General features: G+C 71.1%; 10 protein-coding genes. 9 read left to right on the top strand and 1 reads right to left on the bottom strand.

What is annotated here, in order from left to right; all coding sequences use genetic code 11:
- Positions 1-154 precede the first annotated feature (154 nt).
- From ACWCPM_RS05100 to rpsD, 3 genes are all read left to right on the top strand, one after another.
- A complete protein-coding gene (locus ACWCPM_RS05100) occupies positions 155-817 on the top strand; it encodes a vitamin K epoxide reductase family protein (protein ID WP_450974749.1) in 663 nt (220 codons plus the stop codon).
- Between the two features lie 46 nt (positions 818-863).
- A complete protein-coding gene (locus tag ACWCPM_RS05095) occupies positions 864-2,219 on the top strand; it encodes a replication-associated recombination protein A (RefSeq protein WP_450974748.1) in 1,356 nt (451 codons plus the stop codon).
- 306 nt (positions 2,220-2,525) lie between these two features.
- Positions 2,526-3,140, top strand: coding sequence for a 30S ribosomal protein S4 (gene rpsD, locus ACWCPM_RS05090; protein ID WP_123987943.1), 615 nt, complete (start codon positions 2,526-2,528; stop codon positions 3,138-3,140).
- A 24-nt stretch (positions 3,141-3,164) separates the two neighbouring features.
- Here the strand turns inward: rpsD and ACWCPM_RS05085 are convergent, their stop codons facing one another.
- A complete protein-coding gene (locus ACWCPM_RS05085; RefSeq protein ID WP_450974747.1) occupies positions 3,165-5,324 on the bottom strand; it encodes an ATP-binding protein in 2,160 nt (719 codons plus the stop codon).
- Positions 5,325-5,483: 159 nt separating this feature from the next.
- Here ACWCPM_RS05085 and ACWCPM_RS05080 point away from each other — a divergent pair, with 159 nt between their 5' ends.
- The 6 genes from ACWCPM_RS05080 to ACWCPM_RS05055 all read left to right on the top strand — a co-directional run bounded on the left by ACWCPM_RS05080 (position 5,484) and on the right by ACWCPM_RS05055 (position 12,051).
- Entirely contained in the window at positions 5,484-5,918 is a 435-nt protein-coding gene (locus ACWCPM_RS05080) for a DUF948 domain-containing protein (RefSeq protein WP_450974746.1), read from the top strand.
- 8 nt (positions 5,919-5,926) lie between these two features.
- The gene (locus tag ACWCPM_RS05075) at positions 5,927-6,277 is read left to right on the top strand and encodes a hypothetical protein (RefSeq protein WP_450974745.1); all 351 of its coding nucleotides are present in this window, start codon (positions 5,927-5,929) and stop codon (positions 6,275-6,277) included.
- Positions 6,277-8,949 (top strand): alanine--tRNA ligase, encoded by a 2,673-nt coding sequence (gene alaS / locus ACWCPM_RS05070; RefSeq protein WP_450974744.1) that lies wholly within the window; start codon positions 6,277-6,279, stop codon positions 8,947-8,949. The genes ACWCPM_RS05075 and alaS overlap by 1 nt, the downstream gene beginning before the upstream one ends.
- A gap of 13 nt (positions 8,950-8,962) precedes the next feature.
- Positions 8,963-9,427 carry a Holliday junction resolvase RuvX gene (gene ruvX, locus ACWCPM_RS05065; RefSeq protein ID WP_450974743.1) on the top strand — a complete coding sequence of 155 codons (465 nt, stop codon included), beginning with the start codon at positions 8,963-8,965 and terminating at the stop codon, positions 9,425-9,427.
- Positions 9,428-9,554: 127 nt separating this feature from the next.
- Complete coding sequence (gene mltG, locus ACWCPM_RS05060; protein WP_450974742.1) at positions 9,555-11,231, top strand: endolytic transglycosylase MltG; 1,677 nt, start codon at positions 9,555-9,557, stop codon at positions 11,229-11,231.
- Positions 11,212-12,051, top strand: a complete 840-nt coding sequence (locus ACWCPM_RS05055) for a shikimate dehydrogenase (RefSeq protein ID WP_450974741.1) — start codon at positions 11,212-11,214, stop codon at positions 12,049-12,051. Before mltG ends, ACWCPM_RS05055 begins: the two co-directional genes overlap by 20 nt.
- Positions 12,052-12,187: the final 136 nt, after the last annotated feature.

The following is a 12,187-nucleotide window of genomic DNA, read 5'->3' as shown; positions in this document are numbered from 1 at the left end:
GGCCCCACAGGGCGTCCGGCGCCCGCACGCGTGTCCGGAACCCGCCGGTGCGCCGGGACTCCTTATGTGCAGCGAACGGTGGACTTACGCGCGCGTGCGGCACAATGTCCCCTGCCGGAAGCAGGCCCCCCACCCAAGTGACGGAATCGGCGTGATGAGCAAGACGACAGTCAAGGACGTCTCCACCGAGCCCGAGCCCGGGCCGCGCGGCCCGGCCGCCGAGGCGCGTACGGCCGGCGGCAGCCGGGCCTTCGCCCTGCTGCTGGTGATCACGGGCGCGGCGGGCCTGCTCGCGGCCTGGGTCATCACGCTCGACAAGTTCAAGATCCTGGAGGCCAAGGCCCGGGGCGAGACGTTCACGCCGAGCTGCAGCCTCAACCCGATCGTCTCCTGCGGCAGCGTCATGGAGAGTGCCCAGGCCACCGTCTTCGGGTTCCCCAACCCCATGCTGGGCCTGGTCACCTACGGCATCGTGATCTGCGTCGGCGTGAGCCTGCTCGCCGGGTCCCGCTTCCCGCGCTGGTACTGGCTCACCTTCAACGCGGGCACGCTCTTCGGCGTCGTCTTCTGCGCCTGGCTGATGTTCCAGTCGCTGTACCGCATCAACGCGCTGTGCCTGTGGTGCTCGCTGGCCTGGGTCGCCACCATCGTCATGTTCTGGTACGTGACCTCGTTCAACATCCGCAACGGCTTCCTGCCGGCCCCCGACGGCCTCAAGCGGTTCTTCGCCGAGTTCACCTGGGTGCTGCCCCTCACGCACATCGGCATCATCGTGATGCTGATCCTGACCCGCTGGGGCAGCCAGCTCTGGGCCTGACCACCGGGGCGGCGGCGTTGTCGGTGCCGTGACTTAGGGTTTCAGCGTGGAGCCCGACCTGTTCACCGCCGCCGCAGAAGAACGCCAGGAGAAGGACCCGACCGCGAGCCCGCTGGCGGTGCGGATGCGCCCCCGCGCCCTCGACGAGGTCGTGGGCCAGCAGCATCTGCTGAAGCCCGGCTCGCCCCTGCGCCGTCTGGTCGGCGCGGGCGACGGGGGACCCGCGGGCCCGTCCTCGGTCATCCTCTGGGGCCCGCCCGGCACCGGCAAGACGACCCTGGCGTACGTGGTCTCCAAGGCGACCGACAAGCGGTTCGTGGAGCTGTCCGCGATCACCGCCGGCGTCAAGGAGGTCCGCGCGGTCATCGACGGCGCCCGCCGCGCCACCGGCGGTTTCGGCAAGGAGACCGTCCTCTTCCTGGACGAGATCCACCGCTTCAGCAAGGCCCAGCAGGACTCCCTCCTGCCGGCCGTCGAGAACCGCTGGGTCACCCTGATCGCGGCCACGACCGAGAACCCGTACTTCTCGATCATCTCGCCCCTGCTCTCCCGCTCCCTGCTGCTGACCCTCGAACCCCTCACCGACGACGACGTGCGCGATCTGATCCGGCGCGCACTCGCCGACGAGCGCGGTCTCGCCGGCGCCGTCACCCTCCCCGAGGACACCGAGGGGCACCTCCTGCGGATCGCCAGCGGCGACGCGCGCCGCGCGCTGACCGCCCTCGAGGCCGCCGCCGGGGCCGCGCTCGACAAGGGCGAGGCCGAGATCGGCCTCACGACGCTGGAGGAGACGGTCGATCGCGCCGCCGTGAAGTACGACCGTGACGGCGACCAGCACTACGACGTGGCCAGCGCCCTCATCAAGTCGATCCGCGGCTCCGACGTCGACGCCGCGCTGCACTACCTGGCCCGGATGATCGAGGCCGGTGAGGACCCGCGCTTCATCGCCCGCCGCCTGATGATCTCCGCCAGCGAGGACATCGGCCTCGCCGACCCGGGGGCCCTGCCGATCGCGGTGGCCGCCGCACAAGCCGTCGCCATGATCGGCTTCCCCGAGGCCGCCCTCACCCTCAGCCACGCCACCATCGCCCTCGCCCTGGCCCCGAAGTCCAACGCGGCGACGACCGCGATCGGCGCCGCCCTGGACGACGTGCGCAAGGGCCACGCGGGGACGGTGCCCGCGCATCTGCGGGACTCCCACTACCAGGGCGCCGGCAAACTCGGTCACGGGCAGGGGTACGTGTACCCCCACGATCTGCCGGAGGGCATCGCCGAGCAGCAGTACGCGCCGGACGTCCTCAAGGACCGGGAGTACTACACACCGACCCGGCACGGCGCCGAGGCGCGGTACGCGGACGCCGTCGAGTGGACGAGGAGACACCTCGGTCGCAGGCGGTCCTGAGCACCCTGTAGAATCCCTCGCAGTGCTGAGTCCCGTGCAGTCAGAGCGGGACAGCCAGTCGGAGATCCAGTCCCCCGCGGACTGACTCCAGGAGCGTCGCGCACCGTCGAATGGTGTCGCGGGCAGCCCACCACCATCCCAGCATGACGGGACCGGTCGGTGGGCCGTTCGTGTGCTGCACGTATGTGCCCAGACCAGGGGAGCGGCTGCCCGGCAGGTCCCTCGTGGACCTGGTGGGTTTCCCCGGCTGCGGATGCGACCTCCCTCAGATCTGACAAGCCGGAAACTAGGAAAGAGACACAGAACGTGGCGAACCAGTCCCGTCCCAAGGTCAAGAAGTCGCGTGCCCTCGGTATCGCGCTGACCCCGAAGGCCGTCAAGTACTTCGAGGCCCGCCCCTACCCGCCGGGTGAGCACGGCCGTGGCCGCAAGCAGAACTCGGACTACAAGGTCCGTCTGCTGGAGAAGCAGCGTCTGCGCGCGCAGTACGACGTGTCCGAGCGTCAGCTCGTCCGCGCCTACGAGCGTGCCTCCAAGGTTCAGGGCAAGACCGGTGAGGCCCTGATCATCGAGCTGGAGCGTCGTCTCGACGCCCTGGTCCTGCGTTCGGGCATCGCCCGCACGATCTACCAGGCCCGTCAGATGGTCGTCCACGGCCACATCGAGGTCAACGGCCAGAAGGTCGACAAGCCCTCGTTCCGCGTCCGTCCCGACGACGTCGTGATGGTCCGCGAGCGCAGCCGCGAGAAGACCCTCTTCTCCATCGCCCGCGAGGGCGGCTTCGCCCCCGACGGCGAGACCCCGCGCTACCTCCAGGTGAACCTCCGCGCCCTGGCCTTCCGCCTGGACCGCGAGCCGAACCGCAAGGAGATCCCGGTGATCTGCGACGAGCAGCTCGTCGTCGAGTACTACGCCCGCTGACCCGGACGTAGCACCACCCGCGCATCAGCCCGCCGTCTCCCCGCCCTTCCGGGTGGGCGAGGCGGCGGGCTCTCGCATGTGCGCGACACCCCGCGCCTGCCGCACCGGCCCGCGCGGCTCCGGCAGCGCCGCCACCGGCCCCGGCCGGCCGAGCGCGAGACCCACCGCCTCCTCCCGGCCGAGCCGCGCGCCCTGCCGCACACAGGCCTCGTACCGCTCGTCGCCGAGCAGCTGCCGGGCCGTCGCCTCGCACAGCTCGTGCGGGGTGCTGTAGTAGGCCGAGCCGAACAGCGGCAGGCCCACCGAGCGCCACATCCCGTGCGCCGCCCCCTGGAGCACCGCGGCGTCGGCCGGGTCGCCGTCCGCCGTGGTGACCAGCGCCAGCAGCTCGATCGCCAGCACCGAGCCGAGCAGATCGTGAAAGGCGTGGGCGCCGGTCAGGCAGTCGGTGAGCAGGGCGCGGGCACCCGCCGGGTCGCCCTCGGCCCAGGCGGCGTACGCCAGCACGAACAGCGCGTAGCCGCGTGCCCAGCGCTCGCCGTGGTCCTCGCACACCCGGCGCACGTCGTCGCAGAGCTTCACCGCGTCCGCCAGATCGCCCTGGAACGCCCGCGCCATCCCCAGCTCCACCTGGCCCATCAGGACGTTGCTGTTCAGCTCGCCGATCTCCTGGTAGCGGTCCAGCGCCGAGCGCAGCAGCGTCTCCGCGCGCGGCATGTCGTCCGTCACCAGTGCCAGACAGCCCGCGCGGTGCTCCGCGTACGCCAGTGCCGTGGCGTTCCCGGACCGCTCCGCCTCCTCCCGGCACTCCTGCAACGCCGCCAGGGCCGGCACCGGATCGCCCTGGAGGACGGCCACGTAGCCGAGCACCCACAGGGCCTTCAGCCGGGAGTGCTCGTTGCCGGAGTCCAGTTGCAGACCCCGCTCCAGCCAGTGCCGGCCCTCCGACAGCCGGCCGCAGCCCGCCCAGTAGAACCACAGCGAGCCCGCGAGGTACTGGCCCAGGTGGGCCTCCTCCGGTTCGCTCAGGCAGTGGTCCAGGGCGCAGCGCAGATTCGGCAGCTCCACGTCGACCCGCGCCGCGACCTCGCCCTGGCGGGGCGAGAACCAGTCCAGCTCGCACCAGGTCGCCAGGCCCACGTACCAGTCGCGGTGCCGCCGCCGCAGCCGGGCCGCGTCCCCGGCGGCCGTCAGCCACCGGGCGCCGTACGCCCGGAGCGTGTCCAGCATCCGGTAGCGCAGCCCCGCCGGGGTCTCCTCGCGGGTCACCACGGACTGCGCGATCAGCTCGGTCAGCACGTCCAGGACGTCGGCGGCGGCCAGCCCGTCACCGCTGCACACGTACTCGGCGGCCTCCAGGTCGAAGGCGCCGGCGAACACCGACAGCCGTGCCCACAGCAGTCGTTCCCCGGGCGTGCACAGCTCGTGGCTCCAGCCGACCGCCGTGCGCAGCGTCTGATGCCGGTGCGGCGTACGGCGCCCGTTGCCGGTCAGCAGCCGGAACCGGTCGTCGAGCCGGTCCAGCAACTCCCCGGGGGACAGCGCCCGCAGTCGTCCCGCCGCCAGCTCGATCGCCAGCGGGATCCCGTCCAGACGCCGGCACACCTCGTGTACCGCCCGGTCGTCGTCGCACGCCGCCCCGTGCTGTGCGGCACGGTTCGCGAACAGTTCGACCGCCTCCACCTCGCCGAGCGGCGCCAGCGGGAACAGCCGCTCGCCCGCCACCCCCAGCGGTCTGCGCCCCACCGCGAGCACCCGCAGCCCGGGCGCCCGCCGCAGCAGCTCCGTGACCAGTGCGGCGCACGCGTCCACCAGATGCTCGAACCCGTCGAGGACCAGCAGGAGCCGGCGGTCGGCGACATGGGCGAGGAGGGTCTCGTGCGGTGGCCGCGTGGTCTGGTCGGTCAGCCCGAGCGCCTCGACGACCGCGTATCCCACGAACCCCGGATCGTGCACCGGCTCCAGATCCACGCGCCACACCCCGTCCGGCGCCGTGCGCCCGGCGGCCACCCGGGCCGCGAGCCGTGACTTGCCGACCCCGCCCGTCCCCGTCACGGTCACCAGCCGGGAGGCGTCCAGCGCCCGGGCCAGTCCCGCGAGTTCGGCCGACCGGCCCACGAACGCGTCCAGCTCCAAGGGGAGATTGCCGGGAGTGGGCACGCCGTCGCGCTGAGGTGATCGCATGGGACACGGAGCGTACTGAACCGTGTTCATTCCGTACAATCGCTTCCCGCGACCCGGTCGCGCCCGCCCCCTAATCCGGTACGGAGCGCGAGCCCCGGCGCGATAGGCTCGGTGCACGACTTTTTCGATGTTCAGGCACGTTCAGGGAGCGGGTGCGCAGTGTCCGGTGGAGAGGTGGCCGGCATCCTGGTGGCCGTCTTCTGGGCGATCCTGGTCTCCTTCCTCGCCGTGGCTCTGGCGAGGCTGGCCCAGACGCTCAGGGCGGCCACCAAGCTGGTGGCGGACGTGACCGACCAGGCCGTGCCGCTGCTCGCCGACGCCTCCTCGGCGGTGCGCTCGGCACAGACCCAGATCGACCGGGTCGACGCCATCGCCTCGGACGTCCAGGAAGTCACGTCGAACGCGTCCGCGCTGTCCACGACCGTCGCCTCCACCTTCGGCGGCCCGCTGGTCAAGGTCGCCGCCTTCGGGTACGGCGTGCGCCGGGCCCTGGGCGGCCGCAAGGAGGACGTGCCCGCGAAGTCGTCGGGGCGTACCGTGATCGTGGGGCGGACCGTCCCGGCGGCGCGGTGGGCCAAGCGGAAGAAGGACTGAGACCAGCGATGTTCCGCCGTACGTTCTGGTTCACCACGGGTGTCGCCACCGGTGTGTGGGCCACCACCAAGGTCAATCGCAAGCTCAAGCAGCTCACCCCCGAGAGCCTCGCCGCCACGGCGGCGAACAAGGCGGTCGAGGCGGGCCACCGCCTGAAGGACCGCGCGGTGGGCTTCGCGCTCGACGTCCGCGCCAACATGTCCCAGCGGGAGGCCGAACTCCAGGACGCACTCGGCCTGGACGCCGCCCCGGAGCTTCCCCCCGCGCGGCGCCACGCCGCCATCGAGAACCGCAACAAGCCGAAGACGTACGTCGACGACCACACGACGTACACGTACAACCGGAATGAGGACCACTGATGGAGTCGGCCGAGATTCGCCGCCGCTGGCTGAGCTTCTTCGAGGAGCGCGGGCACACCGTCGTCCCTTCGGCGTCGCTCATCGCGGACGACCCGACTCTGCTCCTCGTGCCGGCCGGCATGGTGCCCTTCAAGCCCTACTTCCTGGGTGAGGTCAAGCCGCCCTTCGACCGCGCCACCAGCGTGCAGAAGTGCGTGCGCACGCCGGACATCGAAGAGGTCGGGAAGACCACCCGGCACGGCACGTTCTTCCAGATGTGCGGCAACTTCTCCTTCGGCGACTACTTCAAGGAACGCGCCATCCAGTACGCCTGGGAGCTGCTCACCAGCCCCCAGGACAAGGGTGGTTACGGCCTGGAGCCGGAGAAGCTCTGGATCACCGTCTACAAGGACGACGACGAGGCCGAGCGCATCTGGCACGAGGTCGTCGGCGTGCCGAAGGAGCGCATCCAGCGCCTCGGCATGAAGGACAACTACTGGTCCATGGGCGTCCCCGGCCCCTGCGGTCCGTGTTCCGAGATCAACTACGACCGCGGCCCGGAGTTCGGCGTCGAGGGCGGTCCCGCCGTCAACGACGAGCGGTACGTGGAGATCTGGAACCTCGTCTTCATGCAGTACGAGCGCGGCGAGGGCATCGGCAAGGACAACTTCGAGATCCTCGGCGAGCTCCCCAGCAAGAACATCGACACGGGCCTCGGCCTGGAGCGACTCGCCATGATTCTGCAGGGCGTGCAGAACATGTACGAGATCGACACCTCGATGGCCGTCATCAAGAAGGCCACCGAGCTGACCGGTGTGGCCTACGGCGACGCCCACGGTTCGGACGTCTCGCTGCGCGTCGTGACCGACCACATGCGCACGTCCGTGATGCTCATCGGCGACGGCGTCACCCCCGGCAACGAGGGCCGCGGCTACGTCCTGCGCCGCATCATGCGCCGCGCCATCCGCAACATGCGCCTGCTCGGCGCCACCGGCTTGGTCGTCAAGGACCTCATCGACGTCGTGATCGAGATGATGGGCCGGCAGTACCCCGAGCTCGTCACCGACCGGGAGCGCATCGAGAAGGTCGCCCTCGCCGAGGAGAACGCCTTCCTCAAGACGCTGAAGGCCGGCACCAACATCCTCGACACGGCCGTCTCCGACACCAAGGCCACGGGCTCCACCGTGCTGGCCGGCGACAAGGCGTTCCTGCTCCACGACACCTGGGGCTTCCCGATCGACCTCACCCTGGAGATGGCCGCCGAGCAGGGCCTGTCCGTGGACGAGGACGGCTTCCGGCGCCTGATGAAGGAGCAGCGGGAGCGCGCCAAGGCCGACGCCCAGGCCAAGAAGACCGGTCACGCCGGCGCCGGCGCCTATCGCGAGATCGCCGACAGGACCGGCGAGACCGAGTTCATCGGCTACGGCGACACCGAGGGCGAGTCCACCGTCGTCGGCATCCTCGTCGACGGCGCCTCCTCGCCGGCCGCCCTCGAGGGCGACGAGGTCGAGATCGTCCTCGACCGCACCCCGTTCTACGCCGAGGGCGGCGGTCAGATCGGCGACACCGGCCGCATCAAGGTGGACAACGGTGCCGTGATCGAGATCCGCGACTGCCAGAAGCCGGTCCCGGGTGTCTACGTCCACAAGGGTGTCGTCCAGGTCGGCGAGGTGACAGTCGGCGCCAAGGCCCACGCCTCGATCGACCACCGCCGCCGCAAGGCCATCGCCCGCGCCCACTCGGCCACCCACCTCACCCACCAGGCCCTGCGCGACGCCCTCGGCCCGACGGCCGCCCAGGCCGGCTCCGAGAACCAGCCCGGACGCTTCCGCTTCGACTTCGGCTCGCCGTCCGCCGTTCCGACGGCCGTGATGACCGACGTCGAGCAGAAGATCAACGAGGTGCTGTCCCGCGACCTCGACGTGCACGCCGAGGTCATGGGCATCGACGAGGCCAAGAAGCAGGGCGCCATCGCCGAGTTCGGCGAGAAGTACGGCGAGCGCGTCCGCGTCGTGACCATCGGCGACTTCTCCAAGGAGCTGTGCGGCGGCACGCATGTGCACAACACCGCCCAGCTGGGCCTGGTGAAGCTGCTCGGCGAGTCCTCCATCGGCTCGGGCGTCCGTCGCATCGAGGCCCTGGTCGGAATGGACGCCTACAACTTCCTCGCCCGCGAGCACACGGTCGTCGCCCAGCTCCAGGAGCTCGTCAAGGGCCGCGCGGAGGAGCTTCCGGAGAAGGTCTCCGCCATGCTCGGCAAGCTGAAGGACGCCGAGAAGGAGATCGAGAAGTTCCGCGCCGAGAAGGTGCTCCAGGCCGCCGCGGGCCTTGCCGAGTCCGCCAAGGACGTGCGCGGTGTGGCGCTCGTCACGGGGCAGGTCCCCGACGGCACCACCGCCGACGACCTGCGCAAGCTGGTCCTCGATGTGCGGGGCCGGATCCAGGGCGGCCGGGCCGCCGTGGTGGCCCTGTTCACCACGGTGGGCGGCAAGCCGCTGACCGTCATCGCCACCAACGAGGCCGCCCGTGAGCGCGGACTCAAGGCCGGTGACCTGGTCCGCACGGCCGCCAAGACCCTCGGCGGCGGCGGTGGCGGAAAGCCGGACGTCGCTCAGGGCGGTGGCCAGAACGCGGCCGCCGTCGGTGAGGCCGTCGACGCCGTCGAGCGGCTCGTGGCGGAGACGGCCAAGTAAGGACTTGGTGGAGATGCGCGTAGGACGTCGCCTCGCGATCGACGTCGGGGACGCCCGGATCGGGGTCGCCTCGTGCGACCCCGGCGGGATCCTCGCCACGCCTGTCGAGACGGTCCCCGGCCGGGACGTCCCCGCGGCGCACCGGCGGCTCAGGCTGATCGTCGAGGAGTACGAGCCGATCGAGGTCGTCGTCGGACTCCCTCGTTCCCTCCAGGGGGGCGAGGGGCCCGCCGCGGTCAAAGTCCGCGGCTTCGCCCAGGAGCTGGCCAGGGGCATCGCCCCGGTCCCGGTCCGGCTCGTGGACGAGCGGATGACCACCGTGACGGCCGGTCAGAGCCTTCGGGCGTCCGGGGTGAGATCCAAGAAGGGCCGCTCGGTGATCGACCAGGCCGCGGCTGTCATCATTCTGCAGCAGGCACTGGAATCCGAACGGGTGTCAGGTGAACCACCCGGCGAGGGCGTCGAAGTGGTCATCTGATCGCGATACGGTAACGTTCCGCGCGATGCGGTAGCGTTCGAACAGCCGCCGCACGGCAAGAGGCGGAACGGGGAGCCGAGCCGGAAGCCAAGCCACGTGACCGCCGCCCAGCGGCTCTAGGGGATCGATGACTGAGTATGGCCGGGGCCAAGGCTCCGAACCGTGGCATCCCGAGGACCCGTTGTACGGGGACGGCGGATGGGCAGGACAGCAGGCCCACGCGGGTCAGCCGTCCCCCTACGGCGGCCAGCCGCATCACTATCCGCAAGCGCCGCAGCAGCCGCAGTACGACGAATGGGGCACCGGCGCGCACCCCGGCCCCGGCCAGGCGCAGCACTACCAGCAGCAGTACGACCAGCAGCAGTACGCCGCGCAGGCGCAGCAGTCGTACGGCACCCACCAGCAGTACGACACCGGCGGCTGGGCCACCGGTACGCAGGCGCCCCCGCCGTACGCCGCCGACCCCATCGACCCCTACACCCAGCAGGGCGTCCCCTACGGCGGTGAGCAGCCCGACTTCTACGGCACGCCCGACGCCTATCCGCCGCCGGAGCCCCCCGGCCGCCGGCGCGCCGAGCCCGAGCCCAGGACCGACTGGGACCCCGGACCCGACCAGGGCGAGCACGCCTTCTTCTCGGGGGCGGACGACGACGAGGACGACGAGCCCGCGGACCGGCGCGGACGCGGCGAGCGGCGCGGGCGGGGCGGCAAGGGCAAGACCAAGAAGAGCCGCAACGGATGTGCCTGCCTGGTCGTCGCCCTGGTGTTCGGCGGCGGTCTGGCCGGCGTCGCCTACTTCGGCTACCAGTTCTACCAGGATCGTTTCGGCGTGGCCCCGGACTTCGCGGGCGAGGGCACGAGCGAGCAGGTCACCGTCGAGATCCCCAAGGGCGCGAGCGGCGCGGAGATCGGCCGCCGGCTGAAGGAGGCCGGCGTCGTCAAGAGCGTCGACGCCTTCGTGGCGGCGCAGTCGCAGAACCCCGACAGCGGTGCGATCCAGGCGGGCGCCTATCTGCTGAAGAAGCAGATGTCGGCGGCGAGCGCCGTCGAGATGATGCTCGACCCGAAGAGCCAGAACAACGTGATGGTCACCCCGGGCCGGCGCAACGTGGGCGTCTACAACGACATCGACGAGAAGCTCGGCTTGGAGTCCGGCACCACCCAGGACGTCGCCGAGAAGCAGTACAAGAAGCTCGGCCTGCCCAGTTGGGCGAACAACGACCCCGAGATCAAGGACCCGCTGGAGGGCTTCCTCTACCCGGGCACCTATCCCGCGGCCAAGGGCATGAAGCCCGAGGCGGTCCTCAAGGAGATGGTCGGCCAGGCCAACCGGCAGTACGCGCAGTACGACCTGGCGGCCAAGGCGAAGGCGCTGGACCTGGAGAACCCGCTGGATGTCATCACGGTCGCCAGCCTCGTCCAGGCGGAGGGCAAGACGGAGGACGACTTCCGCAAGATGGCAGAGGTAGTCTACAACCGCCTCAAGCCGGACAACACGGAGACCAACCAGCTCCTGCAGTTCGACTCGACCTTCAACTACCTGAAGGGCGAGAGCAACATCAACATCAGCGAAGCCGAGATCCAGAGCAACCAGGACCCGTTCAACACCTACACCCAGAGGGGTCTGCCGCCCGGGCCGATCGGCAACCCCGGCGCCGACGCGCTGAAGGCCACGCTGAACCCGACCGACGACGGCTGGATGTACTTCGTGGCGACCGACGGCCGCCACAACACCGAGTTCGCCCGGACGCACGACGACTTCCTGGAGCTCAAGGAAAAGTTCAATGAGAGCTCGGGCAACTGAGGCCCGCAGGGCCGCCGTCCTCGGTTCCCCCATCGCCCACTCCCTGTCCCCGGTGCTGCACCGGGCGGCGTACCGGGAACTGGGGCTGACGGGCTGGACGTACGACCGGTTCGAGGTCGACGAGGAGGGGCTGCCGGGCTTCGTCGCGCCGCTCGGCCCCGAGTGGGCCGGGCTGTCGCTGACGATGCCGCTGAAGCGGGCCGTGATACCCCTGCTGGACGAGATCAGCGACACCGCCGCCTCCGTCGAGGCGGTCAACACGGTCGTCCTCACGGACGACGGTCGTCGCGTCGGCGACAACACCGACATCCCCGGCATGGTCGCGGCCCTGCGCGAGCACGGCATCGAGCAGACCGACACGGCCGCGATCCTCGGCGCCGGGGCCACCGCGTCCTCGGCGCTCGCCGCGCTGGCCCGGATCTGCACCGGCGAGGTCGTCGTGTACGTCCGCAGCGCGGCCCGCGCCGCCGAGATGCGCCGGTGGGGGGAGCGGCTGGAGGTCGACGTCCGCGTCGCCGACTGGGCGGACGCGGCCGAGGCGCTGCACCACCCGCTGGTCGTCGCCACCACGCCCGCCGGCACGACCGACGCCCTCGCCGCCGCCGTGCCCGAGCGGCCCATGACGCTCTTCGACGTCCTGTACGAGCCGTGGCCGACGGTGCTGGCGGCGCGCTGGTCGGCGTACGGCGGGGCCGTCGTCAGCGGGCTCGACCTGCTGGTGCACCAGGCGGTGCTCCAGGTCGAGCAGGTGACGGGCCGCACGCCCGCGCCGCTGGACGCGATGCGCAAGGCCGGCGAGCACGCGCTCGCCGGGCGCTAGGTCCCGGCCGCGGTCGGACGCGCGGAACCCCGGGCACGTCCCGACGTCCTCCTCGTGCCGTCCGTCCGCCTGCTGGACCGGCGGCCTGACCAGCGGTCCGGTCGTGGGAGGATCGAAGGTGGCGGGCCAGGGCCGC

It is taken from the genome of Streptomyces sp. NPDC002309 (genome assembly GCF_053593375.1).
Note: the sequence above shows the minus strand (reverse complement) of the source record. Positions and strands in the feature narration are given on the sequence as shown.